21 protein-coding genes and 1 pseudogene are annotated in these 25,916 nt (G+C 41.0%); 14 read left to right on the forward strand and 8 right to left on the reverse strand.

The annotated features are described in order from the left end of the window. Positions 1-121: 121 nt before the first annotated feature. Positions 122-520 carry a YbaN family protein gene (locus tag C9J12_RS01225; RefSeq protein WP_107241046.1) on the reverse strand — a complete coding sequence of 133 codons (399 nt, stop codon included), beginning with the start codon at positions 518-520 and terminating at the stop codon, positions 122-124. A gap of 542 nt (positions 521-1,062) precedes the next feature. Between C9J12_RS01225 and C9J12_RS01230 the strand changes: the two genes are divergently transcribed. After that, positions 1,063-1,425 (forward strand): TraR/DksA C4-type zinc finger protein, encoded by a 363-nt coding sequence (locus tag C9J12_RS01230; RefSeq protein WP_107241047.1) that lies wholly within the window; start codon positions 1,063-1,065, stop codon positions 1,423-1,425. A gap of 156 nt (positions 1,426-1,581) precedes the next feature. Here C9J12_RS01230 and C9J12_RS01235 read toward each other — a convergent pair whose 3' ends face one another. Together C9J12_RS01235 and C9J12_RS01240 are read right to left on the reverse strand one after the other, a co-directional pair. Further along, positions 1,582-2,232, reverse strand: a complete 651-nt coding sequence (locus tag C9J12_RS01235; RefSeq protein ID WP_107241048.1) for a YccT family protein — start codon at positions 2,230-2,232, stop codon at positions 1,582-1,584. 179 nt (positions 2,233-2,411) lie between these two features. Beyond that, positions 2,412-3,413, reverse strand: coding sequence for a porin (locus C9J12_RS01240; RefSeq protein ID WP_107241049.1), 1,002 nt, complete (start codon positions 3,411-3,413; stop codon positions 2,412-2,414). A gap of 537 nt (positions 3,414-3,950) precedes the next feature. Here C9J12_RS01240 and dinG point away from each other — a divergent pair. From dinG to C9J12_RS01260, 4 genes are all read left to right on the forward strand, one after another. Beyond that, positions 3,951-6,029 carry an ATP-dependent DNA helicase DinG gene (gene dinG, locus C9J12_RS01245; protein ID WP_107241050.1) on the forward strand — a complete coding sequence of 693 codons (2,079 nt, stop codon included), beginning with the start codon at positions 3,951-3,953 and terminating at the stop codon, positions 6,027-6,029. Between the two features lie 118 nt (positions 6,030-6,147). Beyond that, entirely contained in the window at positions 6,148-6,699 is a 552-nt protein-coding gene (gene priC, locus C9J12_RS01250; RefSeq protein ID WP_107241051.1) for a primosomal replication protein PriC, read from the forward strand. A gap of 149 nt (positions 6,700-6,848) precedes the next feature. Beyond that, the gene (rsmS, locus tag C9J12_RS01255; RefSeq protein WP_107241213.1) at positions 6,849-7,025 is read left to right on the forward strand and encodes a pleiotropic regulatory protein RsmS; all 177 of its coding nucleotides are present in this window, start codon (positions 6,849-6,851) and stop codon (positions 7,023-7,025) included. 247 nt (positions 7,026-7,272) lie between these two features. Then, positions 7,273-8,529: a hypothetical protein gene (locus tag C9J12_RS01260; protein WP_107241052.1), complete on the forward strand. Its 1,257-nt coding sequence runs from the start codon at positions 7,273-7,275 to the stop codon at positions 8,527-8,529. Positions 8,530-8,621: 92 nt separating this feature from the next. Here C9J12_RS01260 and C9J12_RS01265 read toward each other — a convergent pair whose 3' ends face one another. Next, positions 8,622-9,038 carry a MarR family winged helix-turn-helix transcriptional regulator gene (locus C9J12_RS01265; protein WP_107241053.1) on the reverse strand — a complete coding sequence of 139 codons (417 nt, stop codon included), beginning with the start codon at positions 9,036-9,038 and terminating at the stop codon, positions 8,622-8,624. Between the two features lie 19 nt (positions 9,039-9,057). Next, positions 9,058-10,014: a CDF family Co(II)/Ni(II) efflux transporter DmeF gene (gene dmeF, locus C9J12_RS01270; protein WP_107241054.1), complete on the reverse strand. Its 957-nt coding sequence runs from the start codon at positions 10,012-10,014 to the stop codon at positions 9,058-9,060. A gap of 568 nt (positions 10,015-10,582) precedes the next feature. Here dmeF and C9J12_RS01275 point away from each other — a divergent pair. The 7 genes and pseudogenes from C9J12_RS01275 (at position 10,583) to C9J12_RS01305 (ending at position 20,039) form a co-directional block, all read left to right on the forward strand. After that, entirely contained in the window at positions 10,583-11,038 is a 456-nt protein-coding gene (locus C9J12_RS01275; protein ID WP_227876241.1) for a hypothetical protein, read from the forward strand. Positions 11,039-11,231: 193 nt separating this feature from the next. Then, positions 11,232-12,584 (forward strand): TolC family protein, encoded by a 1,353-nt coding sequence (locus tag C9J12_RS01280; protein ID WP_107241055.1) that lies wholly within the window; start codon positions 11,232-11,234, stop codon positions 12,582-12,584. Between the two features lie 8 nt (positions 12,585-12,592). Beyond that, the gene (locus C9J12_RS01285; RefSeq protein ID WP_107241056.1) at positions 12,593-14,134 is read left to right on the forward strand and encodes an efflux RND transporter periplasmic adaptor subunit; all 1,542 of its coding nucleotides are present in this window, start codon (positions 12,593-12,595) and stop codon (positions 14,132-14,134) included. Next, positions 14,131-17,255: pseudogene (locus tag C9J12_RS01290) on the forward strand (efflux RND transporter permease subunit). Before C9J12_RS01285 ends, C9J12_RS01290 begins: the two are co-directional and overlap by 4 nt. A gap of 124 nt (positions 17,256-17,379) precedes the next feature. Next, positions 17,380-17,943: a cupredoxin family protein gene (locus C9J12_RS01295; RefSeq protein WP_107241057.1), complete on the forward strand. Its 564-nt coding sequence runs from the start codon at positions 17,380-17,382 to the stop codon at positions 17,941-17,943. A 54-nt stretch (positions 17,944-17,997) separates the two neighbouring features. After that, a complete protein-coding gene (locus C9J12_RS01300; protein WP_107241058.1) occupies positions 17,998-18,675 on the forward strand; it encodes a heavy metal response regulator transcription factor in 678 nt (225 codons plus the stop codon). Beyond that, positions 18,672-20,039: a heavy metal sensor histidine kinase gene (locus tag C9J12_RS01305; protein WP_107241059.1), complete on the forward strand. Its 1,368-nt coding sequence runs from the start codon at positions 18,672-18,674 to the stop codon at positions 20,037-20,039. The genes C9J12_RS01300 and C9J12_RS01305 overlap by 4 nt, the downstream gene beginning before the upstream one ends. Positions 20,040-20,086: 47 nt before the next feature. Here the strand turns inward: C9J12_RS01305 and C9J12_RS01310 are convergent, their stop codons facing one another. Then, the gene (locus C9J12_RS01310; protein ID WP_107241060.1) at positions 20,087-20,479 is read right to left on the reverse strand and encodes a DUF3316 domain-containing protein; all 393 of its coding nucleotides are present in this window, start codon (positions 20,477-20,479) and stop codon (positions 20,087-20,089) included. Positions 20,480-20,779: 300 nt separating this feature from the next. On the opposite strand from C9J12_RS01310, the gene C9J12_RS01315 reads away from it, so the two are divergent. Continuing rightward, entirely contained in the window at positions 20,780-22,669 is a 1,890-nt protein-coding gene (locus tag C9J12_RS01315) for an ATP-dependent zinc protease family protein (protein ID WP_227876242.1), read from the forward strand. A 141-nt stretch (positions 22,670-22,810) separates the two neighbouring features. Here C9J12_RS01315 and C9J12_RS01320 read toward each other — a convergent pair whose 3' ends face one another. Continuing rightward, positions 22,811-23,299 carry a hypothetical protein gene (locus C9J12_RS01320; RefSeq protein ID WP_107241061.1) on the reverse strand — a complete coding sequence of 163 codons (489 nt, stop codon included), beginning with the start codon at positions 23,297-23,299 and terminating at the stop codon, positions 22,811-22,813. 415 nt (positions 23,300-23,714) lie between these two features. After that, positions 23,715-25,013 carry an MFS transporter gene (locus C9J12_RS01325; protein ID WP_227876243.1) on the reverse strand — a complete coding sequence of 433 codons (1,299 nt, stop codon included), beginning with the start codon at positions 25,011-25,013 and terminating at the stop codon, positions 23,715-23,717. 98 nt (positions 25,014-25,111) lie between these two features. Between C9J12_RS01325 and C9J12_RS01330 the strand changes: the two genes are divergently transcribed. Next, positions 25,112-25,900: an AraC family transcriptional regulator gene (locus tag C9J12_RS01330; protein WP_107241062.1), complete on the forward strand. Its 789-nt coding sequence runs from the start codon at positions 25,112-25,114 to the stop codon at positions 25,898-25,900. The last annotated feature ends 16 nt before the right edge of the window (positions 25,901-25,916 follow it).

Raw genomic sequence — 25,916 nt, forward strand, 5'->3', positions numbered from 1 at the left:
TTGAATGCTAAAAGCGAAGTAAATGCCAGCGTTGGCAGGCTTAAACAAAAATACCAAACTGAATGATTATCTGCTTAATCAAAGAGAATGGTTCAGTTTGGTATTCTTACAGCCAGCAATTTTATTGCTTTTCTTGAGTTGTAGCAACCGACTCCATTACAGGCAATCGATTAAACCAAATAAGGAGTGTCGCAGCGATCACAATCAGCATCATTTTATGCCAAAGAAGCGGGACGATATAAATTGAAAAAGCAAAACTCAGCACTATCGAAATATTTGCTCGACGTTTTACAACAGTAGATACAGCACGATGTTGGTGCCAATTGTTTAAAAGGGGACCAAAATGAGGATGCCTATGTAGCCAACGACTTAAACGCGGCGAACCTCGCATGAAACAGGCACTCGCTAACAATAGAAATGGCGTAGTGGGTAATAAAGGCAGAAAGATACCGATAACACCGAGTACAACACAAATCCAACCTGTCGTTATCAGCAATGTCCGTTTAATCAAATCCCTCATTATCTACTCCAGAGTACGACATTTTCTGATTCTAATGCCAAGTAACAAAAAACGCAGCCTAAAATTAATCGAATATAATAAAGAGAAAAGAGAAAAGAGAGACAGTCTCCATTTGTAAGTGTGATAATCATCTGTACAACAGGCAATAACAAGGGACGCGAGTAACTATACCTAATTGTACAAATGACAGGCGCAACATTAACGCGTAAACATACCGATTAATGTTAAACTTGCTGGTAGAGTCGGAATTAATAATACTGCTAAAAAACCAACAAAATAGGTGAAATTGTACGGGTCTTTAAAATCCTGTTCCATTTTATACTTCCTTCTTCGACTATTTTGAGCGACTGATAAAATTTCGATTCGAAGCTTCTTCGAGCTCCATTTATTGTCTGGCTACTATAGCGAATAAAGAAAGTGACAAAAACCGAAGGAAAATGAGGGTATTCGAGCAAAGAGTCATAAAGGTTTGATTCAAATCACAATCAAAGAATAAATGCGATCTAGACTGAATTCACCACCACTAAGAAAATAAAGCAGCTATGACAACGTCAGACATTATTTACCAAGAATTGCAAAGTAACCTAGAACAAGAGCATCTGATGCTCTCAAAAGATCTCAAACACGAAATGCAGCTCAATACACTAGTACCATCAGCATTAGCTATTGAAAATGCCGATCTTAATAACCTGATCATGATGGCAAAATCCTCTTTTATTCCTAACTTGTTTGATCTGGCTATTCGAATGGAAAAAGTGGATGCCGCGGTATGCTCAATAAAATTAGGCATGTATGGCTTATGTGTCGATTGCGAAGAAGAAATTGATGAATCAGAGCTAAAAGCCGATCCTGCACAACCGCGCTGCCATGCTTGTTGTGATCATAGCCGTTATCATCATGATTAGGCATTACATAGCCAGTCCCCCCCTAAGCAAGAAAAAAGCAACAAACAAGAAAAGGGCAACGAATCTTTTTAGACCCCTCGCCCTCATCTTGTTAACGGCTTAAAAACAAAGTGCGAATAAAGGACTCGTACTCCTGCCCCTATTAACTGTTAACTGTTAGTTAAAATCATGCTCTGCTGCCCAAACCTTAAATGCTTTCTTTTCTTTGGTTGATGCCTTGGTATACCACATTTTAAGCTGAGTTAAAGAATCACCCGTGATTTCTATTTTTCCTGCCTCATCGACCATCACTGCGACTTGTTCTAAATCAACCGCATAGCCTTGCTCAAATACAATGCCATGCTTACTGTTGTACTTAGCAACTAACTCTTCCATATTACTGAAAGAGCCAAAACCATCACCTTTCAGCTCTACGGTTTTAAGCACTTCTTTTGAGCCATCGGTATATTCCAGAGCCCAATCTGCACCACGTTCAAAGTAAGCCGTAGTTTGTGAAAGTGTCGTCAATGTTGGCAATACAACCTTGGCATCTTTATCTGCGACATTAAGATCAAACAAATAAGGGCGTGTGGTGTAAATGGTATTTTTTGAGCCATTTTTTACTTCACCATCAAAGCGAACAACGATTTGATGTTTACCATCGGCCAGTTCCACACTCTCAGTGGGTGACCAATAAGACGATTCCACCTTTTTACCATCAACCACTAACAACTCAATATTCTTACTGGTCGATAGAGTTGCAGCTTGCGCTCCAGCACTCACAAACGCCATGATTGCCAACGATGTTAAAAGCACACATTTTTTCATGTTAATAAATCCTTTCGTAAAACGGCAAATAATATACCCATTCATTTTGCCACTATTTTGTACTTAGACTGCATAGCATTAAACAATAAATAAAAAGAAACAAAATGAATGGGGTGTAGATAGCAGAAAGCCGCCAAAAAGGCGGCTTTCTTAAGAAGTTATCTTAGATTGAATCAATCTTAGAAAGTTACTTCCATACCCACTACATAACCGAAGCCATCATCAACTTTCTTGTTAGTTAACACATCTGTGTATTCTAGATCAGTGTAACCTACTTCACCGTAAACTTTCACGTTGCTGTGAAGCTGCTGAGTAACGTTAGCGTAGAAAGTGTTGATATCGTCAGTACCTGAAGTATCAACGCTGTAGTTGTTGTAACCACCAGCAAATGTTGTCTTGTTCATAGTGTATGAACCAGCAAGCATGATTACGTCAATGTCAGTCTTCGCTTTAGCTGATGTTTCATCTTCGATTTGGCCATAAGAAGCAGCTAGGCTGAATGCATTGATGTTGTATTCAGCTTCTAGGTTGAAGCCGTCACGAGATGAATTTGCGCCAGACATATCTTCTGAAGAATATAGGTATACACGTGCATCTAGATCACCGAAACGCGCACCTAGACGACCGTCAATAACCTGGCCTTCATCAGATGTTTGGTCTTTACCATCAGAATTCAGTAGTGCAGACACACCAGCATAGAACTGGCCATTGTCGAATACATATTTAACAGTTTGGTCACCGTCAGCGACAACAAAGTCAATCGCTTCACCACCTAGTTCGATGTCTTTACCGATACCAGAATCATCCGCGATCAGGTATTGACGACCGAAAGTCATTGTACCGAAGTCACCAGAAATACCAACCCATAGTTCATCGTTAGTAACTTTGCCACTTTCCATTTCAAACGCAAGAGCAGCAACTGCGTTCATGTTGTCAGAAACTGCAACTGTTGTGTTGAATGCGATATCACCATCATCAAGGCGGATTTCACCGTCAGCTTCAGTCAGACCTTTAGCATTTGTATCTGTTTTATCTACTGATTTAGCAAAGCCCTGGTGGTATTGAACTTCAGCCGCGCCAGACAGATCGACTTTAACGCCGTCTGCATCATATAGGTTGATGCCCGCATTTGCTGAACCAGCTGCTGTTAGAATTGCTAGTGCTACAAGAGTCTTTTTCATGATAATCCACTGCCTTTTATTATTTAGAGTGAAATTCCGTTTAAAGAATTCCTTTTCTTATATTCCCTCGGCTAACTCTCTGTTTGAAATGTAAACAGAAAAAGTATACCAAGAGCGAGTAACTTGTTGAGCTCATCCTGACAGAGTTTCATTCTACGTGTCAAATACTCTAAATTAAAAAACAAAAAACATAAAACTCATTAAAAAACAAAGATATAAATATAAAAGGGCCACATGATGACCGCTAATTGCAGTAAAACCCACCAGATCAACCTAATTTCCAAACTGCAATAAACAGGATAAAACACTGAAATAATGATTATTACGCACTAAAACCAGGCCTTTAATATTATAAAACACCGGTTTTTATAGTTTTTTTATTCTGCTTTGGTATATTTAGATAACTGTTTTATAAGGTTCAATCTAATTTCGTGATATCCGTCGCACTTTATTTATAAAATATACAGAAATTAGTCTCCGCTCACATTTAGAGCTTCGTGCTATAATGCCCTTCCTTACCATTATGAAGTTTCAGTGATGTTACACAGTCAGATTAAAAGTGATATCAAACAATGCTATGAGAACCTGGGAAACCAGCTGGATAACTTTATCCCCCGTCGTGCACAGAACTACCTTGTAGCTGAAATTGCTAAAACACTGGCTGGTGAATATCATCAGAAACACCGAATGTTGGTGGGTGAAGCAGGTACAGGTATTGGTAAGTCACTCGCTTACTTGCTTGGAGGGATCCCCTTTGCACTTTTCAATAATAAGAAGTTACTGATTTCGACCGCAACAGTGGCATTACAAGAACAATTAATTAACAAAGATTTGCCATTGTTTAATCGTATTTACCCAAAAGAATTCAGCTTCATTCTGGCTAAAGGGCGTCAGCGCTATTGCTGCAACCACAAATTAGAGGCTTGTTGTGCCACAAATAACGACCAACAAGTGGCATTATGGGAAGAAAAACCTAAAAAGTCGGATTTAGATCTTTTAAGAAGAATGCTTAAAGCTACTCAAGACGGTAAATGGGATGGTGATCGCGACAGTTGGCCGACAACCATTCCAGATCGTGTCTGGCCACAAATAATGGCAGATAAACACAGCTGCCATGCCGGTTTACCCCAGCACCGTAGTTGTCCATTTGCGAAAGCGAGAGAACACTTAGACAAAGCCGATGTCATTATTGCTAACCATGCTTTGCTAATGGCAGATATTGAATTAGGTGGTGGGGTGATTTTGCCCGAACCAGAGCAAACCATTTATGTGATTGATGAAGCGCACCACTTACCAAAGGTCGCGCGAGACTTCTCTTCAGCGGCATCAAGCTTAAAAGGTGCAGCGACTTGGTTAGAAAAGTTAAATCAAACTATTGGTAAACTGGCAGAGCTGGCCGAATACAAAAAAGCAGCTCGCTTCCAAGATGCTATCTTAGAAAATATTCAGCACCTTATTCCAACATTACGGCAAGTAGCCAACAATGTTGATGCCAGTATGTTCAGTAAAGACGGTATCTACCGTTTTGAACACGGTGAATTACCAGCATGGTTAGAACAAGAAGCAAAAGGCTGCAAAGATGCCAGTAAAAAAGCCTTACAATCATTAGGTAAGATACACGACTTAATTTCTGAACGTTTGAAAGATAACGAAATCCAACAACGTTTAGGTGAACAAGCCCTTGCCGAATCAGGTGTTTATCTACAACGTTTAGAAAATTTAGAAAAAGTATGGGCATTGATGGCACAGCCCAAAAAAGATAAAGGTGCCCCACTCGCACGCTGGATAGAAAAGAACCCTGATAACGAAGGGGACTATATTATTCAGGTTTCACCACTTGAAGTCGGTTACCGTTTAGATCAGTTATTATGGAGCCGTGCGGCAGGTGCCATTTTGGTATCAGCAACGCTGCGTGCTTTAAACCAATTTACTTACTTTTGTCGTCAAGTGGGTATCTATGAAATGGACAGCACGCGCTTTTTAGCCCTTGCTTCACCGTTTGATTATCAAAATAACGCTCGCTTAGTTATTCCAGCATTATCCCTTGAACCTCAGGCTGATAAATTTACCGATCTACTAATCAAAACATTGCCAGAATATTTAGAAGGTGAAACCGCCAGTCTCGTACTCTTTTCATCATACTGGCAGATGAATAAAGTTGCCGATGAATTACGCCCACTCGCCAAGAAAAACAAATGGGAATTATTGGTACAAGGTGAAGAATCACGCCACATAACTCTAAAAAAACATAAAGATAATTGTAAAAACGGTAAGCCAAGCATTTTGTTTGGTACCGGAAGCTTCTCTGAAGGGCTTGATTTACCAGGCGATTTATTAAAAAACCTGATAATCACAAAAATTCCTTTCGGTGTGCCAACCTCACCAGTCGAAGAAGCCCATGCGGAATATATTGAAAGCTGTGGTGGTAATCCGTTTATGCAAATTTCAGTGCCAGAAGCCAGTAAAAAGCTGATTCAATCTGTGGGTAGATTAATTCGAAAAGAAGAAGACACGGGTCGAGTCGTGCTGCTTGATCGTAGAATAATAAACCGTCGTTACGGTAAAGCCTTATTGGATTCACTACCACCATTTAAACGCGTTATAGAATACAGCTAATACATTCTAGGTAAGTTGTTTTGGTGCTAAATTTATTCGCCCAGTATTTGTCACTGTGGTGGTTATTCTTGCTGGTAAACTTGCTTGGCAAGCTTGGTTTTAATTAAGGTATTTTTTTATGTCTGATCTTTCACGTTTAGAAGCTATCGTAGACCAGCTCCTTCACGAAGCGATACAGATTGATCGCCAACGAAAAGAAGCGAAATACCCTTTGTTTGATGAGCAGTTATTTCATTGTCGCAGTAAATTATTGACACCTTGCGTTAAAGAAATCCAGCATGAGATATCGGTTTTACGCAAAGAACGTCAAGCAGGAAAGTTACTCGCATCGCGTACTCAATACATCTGTGAAAGTATTGTCGCTCAGATTCAAGCGGTTCAACGAGAAATAGCCACACAAAATATTCGTAAAAACGAACCGAGAAAAAAAGCAGGTTGGCGCAAACCCATTAATGAATTACGCCAAGATCTGGCTAAACACAAAGAATGGGAAAGCCGATTAGCCGCAATGGTTCGCGATAAAGAAATGCAACTGAGTCGTAGTGCGACTTTCGCAGAACAACAAAGTATGCAAAAAGAAGTATTAGCACTTGAAGGTAGGTTAACTCGGTGCCGTTCATCATTAGCAAATATTGAAAAAAGTATTGGCTACAGCGAGCGAGGTCGTTAATTGATGATGCGGGAGTCGATATTCATGCCGCTCTCGATGTTTATATACCCAAGATACCTCACGATGCAGGACTCAGAGTGAGGTAACTTGGGTATAAATAACACCATTGCTGTATGATCAATTATCAACAGTCAACGCAGAGCTCTATTATGTCAAAAGATATTAGAACCAAAGATAAGACCCCTTCATCTCTTTCTGATGCACCAGAAGACGTTCAACTTGCCGTAGATCTGATTTACTTATTAGAAAGTAATGATATTAAGCCAGAAATAGCACTTGCCGCTCTTGAAATTGTCAAAAAAGATCTAGAATCAAAAATACAATAATTGTCGATTTATTCCCTAGTTCCTAAGAATACCCTGAAACAACGGAGTCATTATATTGACTCTTTTTTGACAATATAATGGCAATTTTTCATTAAAATCTTGTTTTTAGCATTATATATATAATTTCATTCCCGACTGAATTTAAAAACCTTATAATAAAAGCTTATGTCACTATGCTATAAAATATAAATAATTTATTGGTGACCGTTTTTTATTTCTCATGTACTTCGTCACATAAGGTTTATTTATGAAAAAGGAATTTCGTATTGCTGCACTTGCTGCGGCAATTACGTTATCAGGCTGTGCATCAGATTCAGATGCTACAGCAAATGTGGACCCACAAACCAATCAGGCACAACTACAAGAACAGATTAGTTCTTTTAAAACAGAGATTAACGACGCAGAAAGCGCATTAAAGGCAGTGGGAGCTAAAGACCTGGCATGGTTTGCCACGCGTCAAATTACCGACGCTAAAGACGCATTAAAAGAAGCCAAGGAATATTTTTCAGAGTATGAATCTGATTCTTCAACGATGAATAATAGCATTGGACTTTTCACATCTACAACATACCTCCAAGCAACAACAGAATCATTAGATACGTTTACAGATAATTTAAATAAAGCAAAATCAATATATGCTGAAACGGCGACTGTATTAGAAGATGCATTAAACTACCGAAAACAACTTGAAAAAATTGATGCTAAAAAACATTATCCTAAAACAGCACAGCAGCTAGAACGTCAACTTAAAACATTGGTTGATTACATGGCTAACGATAATAAAGATCGAGCGATTAAATCCCAACCGGAACTTGTTCGAAAACAGCATAATCTAGAAGTAAGAACAATCACAAAAATCTATTTATCTGATAACCAAAAAGAACTTCAACGCCAGAAGACGGCTGGTGTCGCACAACACGCGCCAAAAACATTACGACATGCTGAAGCAAAACTAAAAGCGTCTGAAACATTTATTGCAACAGAGCCTCGCGCTATTTCTTCCATTACACAGAAAGCAGAAGAAACCCGTTTTGAGCTTGCTCACTCGCAGCTAATAGCAACCGCCGTACAAAATCTAAAAGCCATGCCAGATAAAGATTATGAACGCCATATTCTAAGTTATGAGCATATCTTAACTGATATTAGTGCCGCTCTAGATTCAGGTGATGTACGTGACCAACCTGTTCTTCAACAAGGAAAACACGTTGTGGCCTCCATCAAAGCTAACCAAAAAAGTCAAAATGACCTTGTTGCCGCTTTAGAGTCACAATTAGCAGAAGCCGTTATGGCTCAAAAAACGACAATGCTAGCCTCAACTAAAACGGAAGAGGTAAAAACAGCAGCTGTAATTGAAACAATTGCAACTGAAACCGTTGAAGCGGAAGTCAGCGTAGAAGCGCCTACTACTGAAACGGTTGAAGCTGAAATAATCTCAGAAACACCTGCGGCCGAAACAGTTGAAGCGGAAATCATAGAAGATGAAGTCGATGAAACAACTGCATAACTCGAATTAGAACATTTGACTTACTGCTAGTAACAATAAAGGAGAGGGGGCACCTCTCCTTTACATTTCTCAACACTCTGTACCAAGATCCCTTAAAACTCTTGATTCATCTTTGTTAGATACATCAGTAAGTTTTTTCGCTCAGTATCGTCTAACTTAGCGGTAATATCTTGAGTTAATGATAAATGTAAATGATCGTGCTCTTGATACATCTCTACCCCTTTCTCGGTTAAATCAACGAGAATAGAACGGCGATCTGACTCATGCGGACGGCGCTGTATTAATTCAGCCTGCACCATTTTATCGACTTGAACAGTTAACGTACCTGTTGTTACACCAATTTTATCTGCCAGCTCTTTCATTCGCATTGCGCCATGAGCACCCAGAATTTCAACAATATGTACCTGTGGCAAAGAAAAGCCTTTCCCGCGCACAACAGATTGCTCCCAAGATGACAGCTTCTCGTAAAATTCAATGATCGTGTGATTTAACTGTTCAATATCTTTCATTCAATATCCGCAGCCGAAGCTAAGTACTTCGACACTCATTAACTTCAATAGTCAGGTGGCTAATCTTAGCGAAATTTGCCAGTAATTGCTTGTATTCCTCAGCCAATTTAGGCTTTGCACTCACGACTGAAATCATTGCTGCATAATGATCGGCACTGACTTTCCAAATATGAATATCACTGACTCGGTCATCATTATCGGCCTCTAATTGACTGATGATTTTCTGACGGTAATCATCATCAATGCTTTGATCTAACAATATAGGCCCCGTCTGCTTCATTAGCCCATAAGCCCAACGGGTAATAATAACCGCCCCAACGATACCCATTAAGGCATCAAGCCAGTTCCAACCTAAATACTTACCAAAAATAAGCGCGACAATAGCCAATAATGATGTAAGGGCATCTGCCATTACGTGAAAATAAGCCGCTTTCAAGTTGTGATCATGATGATGCTCACCTTGATGATCGCAGGCATGCCCATGATGGTGATGTGAATGATCATGATGGTGATCATCTTTCAGCAAAAACACACTCACAATATTGATGATTAAACCTAATACCGCGACAGCAATCGCTTCATTAAATTGAATCGCCTCTGGTGACCATAAGCGCTGTAATGATTCAACCATCATAACCAATGCCACCAGCCCTAAGGCTACCGCACTGGTAAAGCCTCCAAGTACACTCACCTTGCCAGTACCAAAAGAAAAACCATCACTATTCGCATGTTTGCGAGCATAACGATAGGCAAAAATCGTGATCATGAATGCCGCGGCGTGTGTACCCATATGCCAGCCATCAGCTAGTAACGCCATAGAACCAAATACCGTACCCGCAACAATCTCTGCCACCATCATCACGAATGTTAGGCATAACACATAATATGTTCGCCTCTCACCGCTATGATTTAATGAGACAAAATCATGTTTATGTTTCCATGCTGCTAATGATTGCGTGTTCACCAACTTCTCCATATCCACTTCGTTTAAACGTTCTATCTTGAAATCATATAATGCGACAAAACAAATGATTTGATAGATATATACTTTGATAATCAAAGTATACTGACACTATATAGTTTGATTATCAAAGTATATTTTTAAACAAAACCCATTACGATACGCCTTAACCCTAGAGTAACCTCAAGCACGAAACATCGTTTTTATCGCTTACGTAATAAAAATAGAAATCTATCGATGACAAATACAATCATTAGGCATACCTATATCTAAGCCACTACTCCTCTAGTAATAACCAGCTAAGATTAAGGAAATAAGAATGGGATGCTGCAATCAACCACCGAATGGCGGTTCAAATAATATAGGGTTACTCTTGAAAGTTATTGCGGTGCTGTTTGCTGTCATCATGTTGTTGGCTTTTTTGTTCAATTAATTCGCAAAAATGAGCCACAAATAAATACTACGATTACTATACTTCAATCACTTGACCTTACCCTTAGGGAAAGGTTTAAACTTCGACTATCTCATTATGCAGCCATGCTTGTGGCTTAGTTAATCATGACTTAGGTAATAGCACTAAAACATGAATGTTAAATACTGTTCAGACAATTTGTTTGCTGTCGTACTGGTTGTAATCATTAGTTTGATTGCAAAGCCAGTAATGGGCATGTCTGTCAGTATGGAACCAATGAGTGATACCCTTTCATCAATATCAATGAATGCGTCGGAAGCAAAAAAAGCAGCCTCTAAAACGGTGATGAACATGCCTATGGGCTGTCACGGTATGATGGGAGAAAACCAAGCAACGACCAGCACGGCAGCAGTACAAACATCAATGAATATGATGAGTTGTACTTCTCACTCTGAGCAAATGAGTGATTCTTGCTGTGACATGACGCAATGTAGTGTGATTTCTGGTTGGATTCCGACTAATCTCACTTTTATTACGCACTTACCTCGTACCAACCAGATCCCATCTACGCTTAATCTCTATCCGATAGCGCGAACAGAAACCTTATTTCGCCCACCAATAGCATAACTCCCCGCTGTAACCCTACTGCCAGCTATAAAACTGTATCTAGAATATTGAACACATTCCGGTATGTCGCTACGCAGTAATCAAACCATTTAGATAATGAACATTATTTGAATAAGCAGTAATCCTATTCTGAATAAGTCGACCATCAATCACTTGTTTAAATGGGGATCAAACCTACAAAGTGGATGTATTTATGCAACCAAGCATACTTTCCCGCGTATTGGCACTCACACTCATGACAGCCACTGCGCAGCCCGTGTTTGCGACTACGGATATAACAAATTCAGGGCCGACTCATGCCCAAATAAATGCATCAATGAATGCGAATACTGAACTTAAACAATTAATCAGTTGGGCTATCGAGCATGACGCGGGTATTCAGCAAATACACTATCAAGCAGATGCTCTCCAAGATATGGGTGTAGCAACCTCTCAGTGGATGGATCCAAAACTCAAAGTGGGTGTTGGTGGTTTACCGGTTGATAGCTTTGCCTTTGATGACGATCCGATGACCAATATTTCTGTTGGATTAATGCAGCAGTTTGGTCGCGGTAATACACTTGGTTTAAAACAGAAGCAGAGTGATCAACAAGCTAATAGCATTCGCGAGAAAGCCGATGTTCGAGATCTCGAATTAGAAAACGCGATTACAACTCAATGGAACGAACTCGTTTTCCAGCAAAACGTTTATGGCTTATTACAGCAAAATCAGACGCTATTTAGAGAGCTTGAACATTACCTCAGCACTAATTACGGCGTTGGTTCAAATCAAGCCCAAGATATTATTCAAGCCCAGCTCCAAATCGGCCTGATTGATGACAAGCTGCAAGCTAATCAACAAATGCAGCAAAAAATCAAAGCGCAGCTGTCAGAGTGGGTTGGCGATAATGCTTTTACAATGCAAGCCAATAACTACCCTGATTGGGTAGTACTGAATGGCTATTTATCGACAAATGCAGGGGCTAATTCATCGACAACGCCTGAAAGTAATTACCAAGCATTAGTCAACCACCCATCTATTCGTATGAGTGATTTGCTAATCAAAAGCAGTGAAACAGGCATCGATATTGCCAACGAAGCGTATCTACCTGAATTTGGTGTTGAAGTCATGTATGGCTATCGACAAGCCAACGGCATGGGAGGCCAACCGGCATCGGATTTACTGAGCGTCTACCTCACCATGGATATCCCACTGTTTACGGAAAAACGCCAAGATAAAAAATTATCTTCAGCGCAGCATCAACTTGGCGCAGCGAAGGCGCAACGCGATCTTCTTCTTCGACAAATGAACGCCAAAATAAATGCACTAACGGTTGATCGCTACAACCTAGAACAACGTATCGAACGCTATCAAGATTCATTGTTAAAACGGGCAAAAGAAAAAACGCACGCCATTGAACGCGGCTATCAAAACAATACTAGCCAGTTAGATGAATATATTCGTGCCGCCAGTGATGAACTCACATTGGCTATCGAACAAGAGCGCCTTCAAGCTGATTTACAAAAAACAAATAGTAGCTTGGCTTACCTATTAAATAAATTTTAGGAATAACAATGAATAAGACATTTTCAGTAGCAGTCATCACATTGGCTATTGGCGGCGCACTTGGCTACTTTGCCGCAACAACCTTTCCTCAACATAATGATGCTCAGGAAGCCGCTGTATCCGGTGAAAAACAACCCTTGTACTGGGTAGCCCCCATGGATCCTAACTATCAGCGTGACAAACCCGGTAAATCACCAATGGGGATGGATCTAGTTCCATTCTACGCAGAAGAACAAAGCGGCGGGAAGAAAGATCCCGCGGGAACTGTCTCTATCTCTCCTGCGGTTGAAAATAATTTAGGGGTAAAAACTGCCAACGTCGTTAATGAAAAATTAACCCCAAAAATCGATACCGTCGGTTACATCACTTTTGATGAGAGTCAGCTATGGCAAGTTAACAGCCGCGTGAGTGGTTGGATCCAAAAACTGAATATCAATGCCATTGGCGAAAAAGTACAAAAGGGCGATGTTTTGTTCGAGCTTTATTCACCAGAACTGGTTCGGGCACAAGAAGAATTACTGAACGCAAAGCGCATTGGAAAAGCTGTACTTGTACAGGGAGCAAAAGAACGCCTCTCTTCTCTAGGGGTCGACAACAACCAGATCAATGCCATATTGCGAAGAGGTAAATCCTTTAAGAATATCGCAATCAAAGCCCCTGCTGATGGCATTATTGCTACCCTAAACGTACGAAATGGTGCTTATTTATCACCCGCACAGAGTGTGATCAGTGGTGGTTCATTAGACAACATTTGGGTTGATGTCGAAGTATTCGAACGCCAATCTAGCTGGATACAGTCTGGTACAACAGCAGACATGACGCTTGGTGCCTTACCCGGTAAACATTGGCAAGGTAAGGTCGATTATGTCTACCCAATCCTTGATCCTAATACCCGTACTTTACGTGTACGCCTTAAATTCTCCAATGCCAATGGCGATCTGAAACCGAATATGTTTGCCAATGTTACCTTGATGCCGCAAAGCAATAACAAGGTATTGACCGTTCCTAACCAGGCCGTTATCCGTTCTGCAGGTATGTCTCGCGTGGTATTGGCGCTTGGTGATGGAAAATTCCGTTCAACGCGCGTTGAAACAGGTCGTGAATCAGGCAATCAAATCGAAATCATTAAAGGGCTCAATCCAAACGATACCATTGTTACGTCTTCACATTTCTTATTAGATTCTGAATCTAGCTTAAGCGCCGATCTCAGCCGAATAAGTAACCGTAACGAAACCAAAGCCGCAGTAAGCGCACCAGTACACGATATGGCAAGTCATTCAACAGAGCAATCTGACGACAATTCGGCTTGGACAACAGGTGTCATTCGCAGCGTAATGCTTGATCATAGAATGCTGACCATCCAACACTCCCCTATTCCAGAGTGGCAATGGCCCGCAATGCAAATGGACTTCATGGTAAAAGACGATGTTGATATGAACCAATTTGTCGGCGGTCAAAGCATCCGATTTCTGATCGAAAAAACAGCGAATGGACAATATGTCGTCGCAGACGTTGAGCAAGACAATAACAATGCGGAGGTTGCACAATGATCAGTGCCATCATTCGCTGGTCGGTCAAAAACCGTTTCATGGTACTTGTTGCCACGTTATTTCTGGTTGCCGCCGGTATATACAGCGTTAAAAACACCCCGATCGATGCCATTCCTGACCTCTCAGATGTTCAGGTTATTATCAAAACCAGTTACCCAGGGCAAGCACCGCAAGTCGTTGAAGATCAGGTCACTTATCCATTAACAACAGCCATGTTGGCGGTACCGGGGGCTGAAACCGTGCGGGGGTATTCCTTTTTTGGCGACTCCTATGTTTATATCATTTTTAACGATGATACCGACATGTACTGGGCTCGTTCGCGTGTTTTGGAGTATTTAAGCCAGGTCGCACCGAAGTTGCCGCCTAGCGCAAAACCTACCCTAGGGCCCGATGCCACTGGTGTGGGCTGGGTATACAGCTACGTACTGACTGACAAATCAGGTAAGCACGATTTAAGCGAATTACGCAGCATGCAAGATTGGTTCTTAAAGTATGAGCTGCAAACCGTTGATGGAGTATCTGAAATTGCGACCGTAGGCGGTATGGTTAAGCAATATCAAGTACAGATTGAACCTTCAAAATTACGCGCTTATAACCTGACCTTACAGCAAGTTAATAAAGCGATTCAGGCTGGCAATCAAGAAGCTGGCGCGTCAGTCATTGAAGTGGCTGAAGCTGAGCATATGGTGCGAGCAACAGGGTATATTTCAAATATATCGGATCTTAAAAACGTACCGTTGAAAGTCACGGACAAAGGCACACCACTACTACTCGTGATATTGCTGATATTAATCTTGGTCCACAAATGCGCCGAGGTATTTCCGAGTTAAACGGTGAAGGTGAAGCTGTCGGTGGCATCATTGTGATGCGTTACGGTGAAAATGCTCGTGAAGTGATCCATAACGTTAAAGCAAAACTTGCCGAGCTACAGCGCAGTTTGCCTGATGGCGTTGAAATAGTACCCACTTATGATCGCTCAGGGCTCATCGATAATGCCGTAGAAAACCTCTATAAAAAATTGATGGAAGAATTCATTGTCGTAATCGTTGTTTGCGCACTGTTCTTATTCCACATTCGTTCATCACTGGTCATTATGATCAGCATGCCTATTGGTATTTTAGTCGCATTTATCATCATGCACTGGCAAGGCATTAATGCCAACATCATGTCACTCGGAGGTATTGCCATTGCTATTGGTGCAATGGTCGATGGCGCGATCGTCATGATAGAAAACGTGCATAAACATATTGAGCGAACACCGCTAACCAATAAAAACCGTTGGCAAGTGATCACCAAAGCGGCAGAAGAAGTCGGTGCGCCACTGTTCTTCTCGTTATTAATCATTACATTAAGCTTTGTACCCGTATTTGCCCTTGAAGGTCAAGAAGGCAAGATGTTCTCGCCGTTAGCATTCACTAAAACCTACGCGATGGCCGCTTCTGCTGGTTTGGCGATCACATTAGTGCCTGTGTTAATGGGATATTTTATTCGTGGCAATATTTTGCCTGAACACAAAAACCCCGTTAACCGTGCTGTTGTCGGTTTATACCGACCATTGCTGAACCTTAGCCTGCGCTTTCCAAAAGCAATCATTATCGTTGCTATTGCTTTAATGGCGTCAGCTTATTATCCAATACACAAAATGGGCAGTGAGTTCATCCCGCCATTGGATGAAGGCGATTTGATGTACATGCCAACCACCTACCCGGGTATTTCAATTGGTAAAGCCAGAGAGCTACTGCAACAAACCGATAAACTGATAAAAACAATCCCTGAAGTCAAAACCGTATGGGGCAAAATTGGTCGCGCTGAAACGGCAACCGATCCGGCACCATTAACCATGGTTGAAACTATCATTCAATTTAAGCCTGAAAGCGAATGGCGTGAAGGTGTCACCAAAGCAAGCTTACGTAAAGAACTCGATGCATTAGTGCAATTTCCTGGTGTAACAAATGCCTGGGTAATGCCAATTAAAACCCGTATTGACATGCTGGCGACAGGCATTAAGACCCCCATTGGCGTCAAAATTGCTGGGCCAGACCTAAAAGAAATTGAAGGTATTGGCGAACGCCTTGAACAAGTGCTGAAAGATATCGATGGCACGACCTCTGTATATGCAGAACGTGTCGCGGGTGGGCGTTACCTTACTATCGATATTAAACGTCGTGCTGCTGCGCGTTACGGGCTAAACATTCAGGATATCCAACAAGTGATCAGTGCCGCGGTTGGCGGCATGAATGTCGGTGAAACCATTGAAGGCTTAGAGCGCTACCCCATCAATGTACGCTACCCACAAGAATATCGAGATTCATTAGACAAGTTACAAAACTTACCGCTTGTTACCCCCAATGGGGCGCGTATTGCACTGGCAGATGTTGCTGATGTTCGTTTCGAAGATGGTCCACCGATGATCAAAACTGAAAATGCACGTCCAAATGGCTGGGTATTTATCGATATTGAAGGTCGAGATTTAGGTTCGTACGTGAAAGAGGCTCAGCAACGTGTGGCTGAACAGCTCAAGCTGCCTGCCGGTTATTCACTTGTCTGGTCAGGACAATATGAATACATGGAGCGTGCCAAAGCCCGCTTAACCACAGTGGTTCCAGCAACCATCGCGATCATAATGGTATTACTGTACCTCAGCTTCCGTCGTGTGGGCGAAGTCATGATTATCATGGGTACATTGCCACTCGCGATGGTAGGTGGTCTGTGGCTTATGCATATCCTCAACTATAACTTCTCTATTGCTGTTGGCGTTGGTTTCATAGCCTTATCAGGTGTTGCCGTCGAAATCGGGGTCATCATGTTGGTTTACCTCAACCAAGCTTGGCACTACAAACAGCTTCACGCTGAAGAAAACCAACAAACCTTGAACAAAGCCGACCTCGCGACGGCAATCAAAGAAGGCGCAGGTCTACGTGTTCGCCCTGTAATGATGACCGTTGCAACCGTCATTATCGGTCTAATCCCCATCATGTACGGTGGTGGTACAGGCTCTGAAGTCATGCAGCGTATCGCAGCACCCATGATCGGAGGCATGGCATCTGCGTTACTGCTTACGCTCGTTGTATTGCCTGCGGTCTTTAAACTATGGAAAGAAGTAAGCCATCAGCTGAAATAATGCCATTCTTTATCTCGTTAACTAACGAAGTAGGCAACTCATAAAGTAACTAACAAAGTAGAAAGGCTGTGTTATTTCTAGCTCAAGTAGCACAGCCAATAACTAAAATGACAAGGAATTAATAATGAAAGTATTTACATTACTCGCACTGACTTTGGCTCTTTCTTCTACCACCGCTTTCGCAGCAGGTGATCATGCTGGTATGAACCACGATAGTATGGACATGAAGAATATGGCAGGTATGGATCATAGCAAGATGAATCATGGCGACATGGATCACGGTAAAATGGATCATGGCGCTATGATGTCAGCTGTGGGTATGCCCGCACCTGCTGAGCAAGCAACTCAGACAATTCAGGTTAGCCTAAGCGATGATATGAAACTAAAATTTGAACCATCACTGAATCTTAAACAAGGTGATATTGTTCGTTTTGTTATCACCAATAATGGACAAATACCTCATGAGTTTTCAATTGGCAGTATTGATGAACAGAAAAAGCACCGCGACATGATGCGATCAATGCCGAACATGGAACACAGCGATGGCAGCACGATCAGCTTAAAATCGGGAGAGAAAGGCGAGATAACATGGCATTTCATGGGGCAACCCTTCGTTGAAGTGGCATGTAATATTCCCGGACATGCTGAAGCTGGAATGAAAATGAATTTCGTCTTAGCTGCAAAATAAATTATAACGCGCATCAATCTGATGCGCTTTTTCTCCTGAACAGTTATCAATTTTATGAAAATACTCATTATTGAAGATGAAACCAAACTAGGTAAATATCTCCAACTCGGATTAAATGAAAGTAGCTTCACCACCGATTGGGTAAATAATGGTTTGGATGGATTACATCAAGCCATGTCGCCTGAATATGATTTAATCCTTCTTGATGTAATGTTGCCAGATCTTGATGGATGGAAGATATTAACTCAAATTAAAACACACTATCCAGCACGCCCAATAATCATGCTGACAGCACGAGACAGTGTTGAAGATCGGGTAAAAGGCTTACAGTTAGGCGCAGATGATTATTTAGTTAAACCCTTTGCATTTATTGAGCTTATTGCTCGTATACAAAACCAAGTTCGGAAAAATGAAAATGTAGCAGTAAAAACAATGCTTACCATTGGGGATTTACACGTCGATCTTCTTCGCCGACGCGTAACACGTAATGACCAACATATCGATCTAACAGCGAAAGAGTTTCTATTGCTCGAACTATTGGTTTCACGTGAAAAAGAGGTGCTATCTAAGGCATTTATTGCCAGTAAAGTGTGGGATATGAATTTTGATAGTGATACTAATGTTATTGAGGTGGCGATTCGACGGCTTCGCAAAAAAGTAGATGACCCATTTGAATTCAAGCTCATTCATACCTTACGCGGCATGGGATATGTAATGGAGAGTCGAGAGTGAATAAACGATCATCATTAACAATAAATATTGCAGTCTGGTTTGGCTTAAGCTTATTGTTTACCGTTACTATTGTAGCTTGCATTATTAGTGCCTCTCTCTATAGCCATTTCAATGCCTTGGATAAAGAAAAATTGCACGCCATTGCAAATACAGCACAAGATTTAATTAAAGAGCAGACAATTAGCAATTCTTATTCAACGCTTAATACTATTATTAAGAATGAAAAAAACATAAGCCTTTTTATCTACAATAAGAAGGGGACGTTATTATTTCAAGATACACAATCACATTTATTGCTCTCTCCTGCACAATGGAAGCTGGACGTAATCAACAATTGGAGCCAAAATGAAAATCAATATCGAGGTATAAAAATATCGAGTGACAATGATATCTCTACACCCGTTTTTATTTCAGTGGTTATGAATAAAGAAGTACATCAACAGTTTTTAAATAAAATGTACACCCTACTTTTTTCAATTTTTACGATTACCGCAATCAGCTTAAGTGTTGGTGGATACTACATCGCATGGCGAGCACTAAAACCATTAAGAAACTTGGGAGTAACACTCACTCAAATTAATGCGTCATCATTATCAACTCGACTTAACGCTAAAATTACACACCAAGAGCTCGCACCTTTGGTCAATGCCTTTAATGAAATGCTTGCTCGTATTGAAAGTTCATTTTCCCAATTATCATTTTTTAGTACCCACCTCGCTCACGAACTACGTACACCACTCTCAGCCATTATTTTGCAAAACCAAGTACTACTACAAAATGAACGCGATAAAAAAACGTATCAAGATGCCCTTCGTTCTAACCTTGAAGAGCTGGAATTCTTATCTAAAACTGTTACCGATATACTGTTGCTCACAAAAGCGCAAAGTAACCAATTACCGTTTAAAATAGAGGTGATTGAACTTAAGCATCTCGTCGAAAAAGTAAGTGAATACTATCAACTTTTAGCGGAAGAGAAAGGCGTAAAATTCACAATTATCGGTGATTGCATCGTTCATCATGACAGCGCCCATCTACGCCGTATCATTGGTAACTTACTCTCGAATGCAACTCGTCACGCAGATCCTGATAGTGAAATTACTATCGTAATCATACCAAATAAAGAACTCGTCACTTTTTCAGTGACCAATCAAGGCAAGTCTATCAACATTAATGAGCAGCACCTTATTTATCAACATCAATATCGTAGTCCCGCCTCAAGTAATATTAATTCTACAGAAGTAAATATTGGTGTAGGACTCAATATATGCCAAACCATCATCAAAGCAATGGGAGGAAAAATAACGCTATATTCAAAAAACAGAGAGACAACCTTTACGGTTACCCTCCCCATTAAATATGATTAAAAATAGGATAAAAACAGGGAGGGTAACTATACCTCCCTCTGTCATACCTAGTTATTCGTGTCGTGGATACGGTAATGATACTTCACCTTTACTAAGGCTTGATATTCAATCACATTTGGCTGTTTAGCAAACTCTTTCACTGTCACTTCTTTATCTTCAACCATGATAGATTTAACATCTAAATCGCGTGAAGAAACGTTAAGAATAGGTCTTAGCTCCGCTGACGACTTTCCATGTAGATTATTTAAAATATCATAACCTTGCTGATACGCTGAACTACGCGTTGACATTACATCAGACAATAAAGTTGCCGTTCCCGTTTGCACTGTATAGTTAGCGGCTGATCTCATATAGGTTTTATCCATAGATTCAGTTGAACTCGCCATCACTTGCGTACTCATTAATACTAACGCGGTAACTGTCAATAATGTTTTCTTCATCTTTACTTTCCTTTATTGTTATTTCTTACCAACAATAATAACCAAGTAAATTGACAGCTAGCTGTCATGAAAATTACATTTTTGTCAGGTTGAATTGAATATATTAAAAGAAGAAATCACGAGGCTATTATCTATATTCAATGCAGCGTTAATATCTACAGAACAAATAAAAGAACCCATCATATTCAGTGAGTAAATTCTGAACCATAACTGAATTAGAGCCAATCCCCGCCACCAATTCTGTTAATAATCCGTATAATGCGACAAAAAATACCCCTCATTAAATCGTATAGGACAATAATGGCATTTCTCCGATTAATCACAGCTTTGTGCTTATCTGTCATATCAATATCACCGAGCATTGCTCAAGAGCTACCACAAGAAGCCACGAAAAAAGAGCTCACAGTGATTGATGACAAAGTCGTACTTGGTCGAACAGAAAAAGTCTACTTGCCCAATATTACCGCCCTGAACAATATTGGTATTCCAGCCAAAATTGATACGGGGGCTGATTCAACCTCTATTCACGCCGAAAACATCAAAATAACAGCTACCGACCCGCTATTTAGCGGTTTAGAAGGTAAAGCATTACTGGATGCAATAGCCATTGAATTTGATGCGTTAACTAGCACTAAGCTGCGAGATCGCGAAGATAAAACCGATATTATGGTGAGATTCGATCTTATTCATCCTTATAGTGGCGACACTATCGCTGTTACCTTGCCGTTATTTCGCCTAGCTATGATAAAAAGCCGCGGTGAAGGCCACCTCGCTCGCCCCGTTGTTGAGTTGAGTCTACAGATTGCAGGAAAAACAGTGCTTACCGAGGTCAACCTAACTGACCGCACACGCTTTTCATACCCAATACTCATCGGTAAAACCTTCTTACGGGATACGGCGTGGGTTAATGCTGGCTATGACTACTTACAAGAACAAGACACGGCACTCGTCATCGGTCGTAAAGAGCGTGCACTTATCAATGATATCTCCCTTGAGACCAGCGTATCTTTTACTAGCCGATACAGCATCTTGCATGCATTGAATATCAAAGTGGATGAAAAAGCCAAGCAAGTAAGCTTTACACTCGAAGGGGATAATAAACAGCATAAAAAGATGACCGTACCTTTAGTTAAAATGCTTAAATTTAGTAATGCTCAACGTCCACTGGTTTATATACCAGTACAACTCGGCTCAATAGACGACAACGCATTCAACAAGCCAATATTGGTTTACTTACGTGATAGGTCTAAAAATAGTAGCCAGCTACGTTTAGGTACTGAAGCACTTAACCAGAACTTTATCGTCGATTTAGGCAGTACGTATCTTACAGAGCGCCCTATTGCACTATTCAGCTCTGTTTCCGGCGATAAAACCTCATTTATAATGAGCCCTAAAGAACAAATCACCATTGATGGTATTACAGTAAATGCCAAGCCCTCTGCGATAATCAAAACACCGTTGCTTAAAGTCTCTCACATTTTTGAAGACAAAAAAGACACCAGCCGCATGGTCAGCTACGAGTTAACGGATATTAACAATAACGTCCATACATTCGAAAAACCGATCAAACGGAAAATTAAAGTGGGAGATGATGTTCGCCCTATTGTTGTTTCAGAGATCACCTTACCGTCTTCATTGCTGATCAAAGATATCGCTTTAAAAGCGATGTCAGCCAATGATAATGATCCATCTCGTTTTGACGTTACGCCAAACCTAGTGCATGGGTCATTACTGATCAATACACGTACAACCCATTTAATTCATAGTCATGCCGCATTGAAAGCCGGCTATATTGAACAAGCTCAAGTTGCAGGTTTATCTTTCCCGGTAAAGCTTGATACTGGTGCCGACGTAAGCTCAATGCATGCCACTGATATAAAAGCATTCGTTAAAGATGACAAACAATGGGTGTCATTTACCTACACGAATACAAGTAACGTAAAGAAAACACTAACTGAAGAAGTTATAGATGAAATGCGAATTAAAGGCCGAGTGGGCGAGAAGTCTAACGTGCGACCTGTCGTAAGTATGCTGGTCAAAGTAGGGAGTGTTGAAAAAGAAATTGCAGTGAACCTTCGAGATCGTAGCCGTTTTAAGTACAGCATGATACTGGGTAAGAATTTCTTAAATAATGACATTATAGTTAACAGTGATCAGCAATTCATTCTAACCAGTAACGCTTCTTTATAGGGTAAAAAACCTCTAAATAAGTGTCTGTTTATAAGTATAAACAGTTAATCGATTTGTATTAAAAAGCGGCATTACCGATCAATCCATAGATTGACCGATAATGCCGCTTTTTTTAATAACTAAAAAATCAAGTTGTTAAGTTTACACACCAGCACGCTTCAATAAGCCATTCATTAATGATGAGCTTGCTTTCACTTGCTTAGATTTATTCTTCAATTCACGCGCCAATGCGACATCATGGATATCATTCGCAATATAAATCATTGATTGATACATATCACGCGGAGTCTTAATGCGTGCTGTGTCATTAAGTGGTGCGATAATTTTAATGACATCGCCACCTGTTTTTTTATTCTCATTAGCATACTTAAGAATTGAATCGAACAGCTTGTCCAAATCAATCATGAAATCAGAGTTTTCTACACCCTGTTTCTTCATCTCTTTCTGGTTTCTCTTTCTTACTCGATTGATAATAAATGCAGGCGTGTTAAGTTTCTTATAAGCGACGAAACCTGCAAGAATGAGTAAGGCAACACCACCCGCTACGTAACCCCAGATAGAACCTGACGACTCAACAACTGGTTGAATCACCTCGGCAGTATTTGTAACAGACACTGGTACATCAGACATATTTGTGGCCTTTAACTAGAATAATACGGAACATCACAGACATTATGCATTTAGTTCCTACAGGACTATGCGTTTTATCAATATTTAAGTTGAATAGAGTGACAGAGGTCTAAGGTTTGACAAATTATTGCACATATTCAGCGATAATATCCCCCTGCACTGCTGCAATGAATCCGACAGACAGATTACAAAAGGAATATTTCACGGCTAAATATGCAGATAATGGCAACCCTATAAAACAGTGTCACCCTTTCATTATAGCGGTTATCCACTTACTTTCTTCTTTCAACAATCTTCCGCTTTTATGTACACGGTCGAGGTTTTTACAGGAGTAGACACGTTGAGTCATTCCCGAAGGGCGAGTTTTATTGGGCTCTATGTGGTGTTGCTAATTTTCAACGTAGAACCACTAGGTCTATAAATTAGCGCCTTTCCTAGAGCCCAATAAATTCTCGCTGAAACGAGCATCTTGAGGTAGCTTGGGTATAGGGCTACCTTTCGCAGCTAACAGTGCAAAAAAACTCCACACCACACTGAGCCCGGCACAGATACTCAACGGTAACACCCAATTCCCTACTGATTCGTGCAACGCCCCCATTGCAATAGGTCCTGACGCCGCTAATAGATAGCCACAGCATTGTGCCATGCCTGATAATGCCGCCGCTTGATGTGCGTTTTGCGTGCGAAGACTCACGAATGCGAGCGCAAGAATAAAACCACCACCCGTCCCTACACCAAATACCATTACCCAAAGCATGGCTAGTGAAGGCATAGTGATCAATCCAACAATGCCGATGAAAACCAGTAAGGCCATGCATACTGTCAACGCACGTTTGTCGTGAATTTTAGCCATCAAAGGGATCAAAATAATCGCAGGTACAGCCGTTGCCAATTGAAGCATGCCGTGGATAAATCCTGCTTCTTGATGGCTATAACCATAGTCGATCAAAATAACGGGTAACCAACTGATAAAGATATACATCAGCAGCGAGTTCAACGCTAAGAAAATAGTAATATGCCAAGCACTGGTTGAACGCCAAAGGTAGCTATGACTATCAATCTCTGCCGTATCTGCTGTTGGGGCGCTATGTTTTTTTAATTGTGGTAGCCAAAGCCCAATCGCAATAACTGGGAAGATAACAATTCCCCCCAAAGATAGTGACCAATCAGGGATAACAGTAATAGATAATGTATCTGCCATATTCATCACTGGAATCGCCAAACTTGCACTTAACGTTGAACCAACCCCCATCATCAATACATACACAGCGGTAATCGTCGCCACCTTATTGGGGAAATCACGCTTCAATAAACTGGGCAGTAAAACATTCGCGATAGCAATACCGGCACCAATAATCACAGTGCCGATAAACAGCCAACTGGCAGAGCCCAACGACCTTACAATAATGCCCGTCAGTATTAACACCAGTGCAGCCATCAATGATTGTTCAAGCCCACGATTACGCCCCAGAATTGACGCAATAGGAGAGAAAAAAGCAAACGCTAATAATGGCAAGGTGGTTAACATGCCTGCTTGCATCGCAGATAAATGTAACTGTTCGCGAATAACGTCCAGCAAAGGACCAACACCAGTTATAGGACTACGTAAGTTAAGTGATATCAGTAAAATGCCTACAATAAGCAGAAAAGGTGTCGACGCTTTTGGGGGAGTTGGTAATATTGGAGGCGTTGAAGATAAAAGCGGTTGTGGCATAAGAATGCTCCTGTTATTCAGAATAGCACTAGATTACTCTTCATTTCCTTTACCGTATTGGGCTATATTGACAATATATATCTATAAACAGTCATTATATGTTACCTTTTCAGCCTTACTTTCCCGAATTCGACTCTGACGAGTACCCTCAAAAAGTTGTTGCTTTGCAACTTACCGGAGGTGAAAAAGAAGCCGAAACACCGTTTCATCAGCACCGAAAATGTCAGCTCGTGATCCCCTTAACAGGCTTCGTGAAATGCAAAATAGCAGATGCTATTTGGATGGTGCCCCCACATTGTGCAGTGTGGATCCCAAGCCACGTACCACATAGCAACAAGATCTCGGCTGACGCGAATGTCTGTATGCTTTTTATCGATCCTGATGCAGTCGTTATGCCCGATCAGAGCTGCACGATTTCCATCTCACCATTGGTGCGAGAATTAATCGTTCATCTCACGATGCAAGATCAACATTACTTACCCACCAGCCAAACTGCACGACTCGTGGATGTATTGATCGAGCAGTTAACCACTATGCCAACAGAACACTTTGATTTTCCTATTCCAGTAGAACCAAGGCTGAATGCGATCGCTTTAAGATTACTCATTGATCCATCAGATCGACGTACGGTCGGTGAATGGGCTGCACAATTTGCAATGAGTGAACGTACCTTGGCACGCTTAGTCAAACAAGAGGTTGGGTTAACGTTTGGAAAATGGCGCGGACAACTGCATATCGTGGTCGCACTACAAAAACTAGCGTCAGGCGATTCAGTACAGCGGATTGCAGATCACTTAGGGTATGAATCGGTTAGTGCATTTATTACGTTTTTTAAGAAAACCCTCGGACGCCCCCCAAAACAATATATGAAAGGGCGTGAAGCCTAGTTACTAACTAAAAAAA

The organism is Photobacterium frigidiphilum, from assembly GCF_003025615.1.
Lineage (GTDB): Bacteria > Pseudomonadota > Gammaproteobacteria > Enterobacterales > Vibrionaceae > Photobacterium > Photobacterium frigidiphilum.

Bases quoted from the DNA above. Each gene is read 5' to 3' on its own strand.
- C9J12_RS01225 (WP_107241046.1), bottom strand. From the start codon at position 520: ATGAGGGATTTGATTAAACGGACATTGCTGATAACGACAGGTTGGATT.
- C9J12_RS01230 (WP_107241047.1), top strand. From the start codon at position 1,063: ATGACAACGTCAGACATTATTTACCAAGAATTGCAAAGTAACCTAGAA.
- C9J12_RS01235 (WP_107241048.1), bottom strand. From the start codon at position 2,232: ATGAAAAAATGTGTGCTTTTAACATCGTTGGCAATCATGGCGTTTGTG.
- C9J12_RS01240 (WP_107241049.1), bottom strand. From the start codon at position 3,413: ATGAAAAAGACTCTTGTAGCACTAGCAATTCTAACAGCAGCTGGTTCA.
- dinG (WP_107241050.1), top strand. From the start codon at position 3,951: ATGTTACACAGTCAGATTAAAAGTGATATCAAACAATGCTATGAGAAC.
- priC (WP_107241051.1), top strand. From the start codon at position 6,148: ATGTCTGATCTTTCACGTTTAGAAGCTATCGTAGACCAGCTCCTTCAC.
- rsmS (WP_107241213.1), top strand. From the start codon at position 6,849: ATGTCAAAAGATATTAGAACCAAAGATAAGACCCCTTCATCTCTTTCT.
- C9J12_RS01260 (WP_107241052.1), top strand. From the start codon at position 7,273: ATGAAAAAGGAATTTCGTATTGCTGCACTTGCTGCGGCAATTACGTTA.
- C9J12_RS01265 (WP_107241053.1), bottom strand. From the start codon at position 9,038: ATGAAAGATATTGAACAGTTAAATCACACGATCATTGAATTTTACGAG.
- dmeF (WP_107241054.1), bottom strand. From the start codon at position 10,014: ATGGAGAAGTTGGTGAACACGCAATCATTAGCAGCATGGAAACATAAA.
- C9J12_RS01275 (WP_227876241.1), top strand. From the start codon at position 10,583: ATGAATGTTAAATACTGTTCAGACAATTTGTTTGCTGTCGTACTGGTT.
- C9J12_RS01280 (WP_107241055.1), top strand. From the start codon at position 11,232: ATGCAACCAAGCATACTTTCCCGCGTATTGGCACTCACACTCATGACA.
- C9J12_RS01285 (WP_107241056.1), top strand. From the start codon at position 12,593: ATGAATAAGACATTTTCAGTAGCAGTCATCACATTGGCTATTGGCGGC.
- C9J12_RS01295 (WP_107241057.1), top strand. From the start codon at position 17,380: ATGAAAGTATTTACATTACTCGCACTGACTTTGGCTCTTTCTTCTACC.
- C9J12_RS01300 (WP_107241058.1), top strand. From the start codon at position 17,998: ATGAAAATACTCATTATTGAAGATGAAACCAAACTAGGTAAATATCTC.
- C9J12_RS01310 (WP_107241060.1), bottom strand. From the start codon at position 20,479: ATGAAGAAAACATTATTGACAGTTACCGCGTTAGTATTAATGAGTACG.
- C9J12_RS01315 (WP_227876242.1), top strand. From the start codon at position 20,780: ATGGCATTTCTCCGATTAATCACAGCTTTGTGCTTATCTGTCATATCA.
- C9J12_RS01320 (WP_107241061.1), bottom strand. From the start codon at position 23,299: ATGTCTGATGTACCAGTGTCTGTTACAAATACTGCCGAGGTGATTCAA.
- C9J12_RS01325 (WP_227876243.1), bottom strand. From the start codon at position 25,013: ATGCCACAACCGCTTTTATCTTCAACGCCTCCAATATTACCAACTCCC.
- C9J12_RS01330 (WP_107241062.1), top strand. From the start codon at position 25,112: ATGTTACCTTTTCAGCCTTACTTTCCCGAATTCGACTCTGACGAGTAC.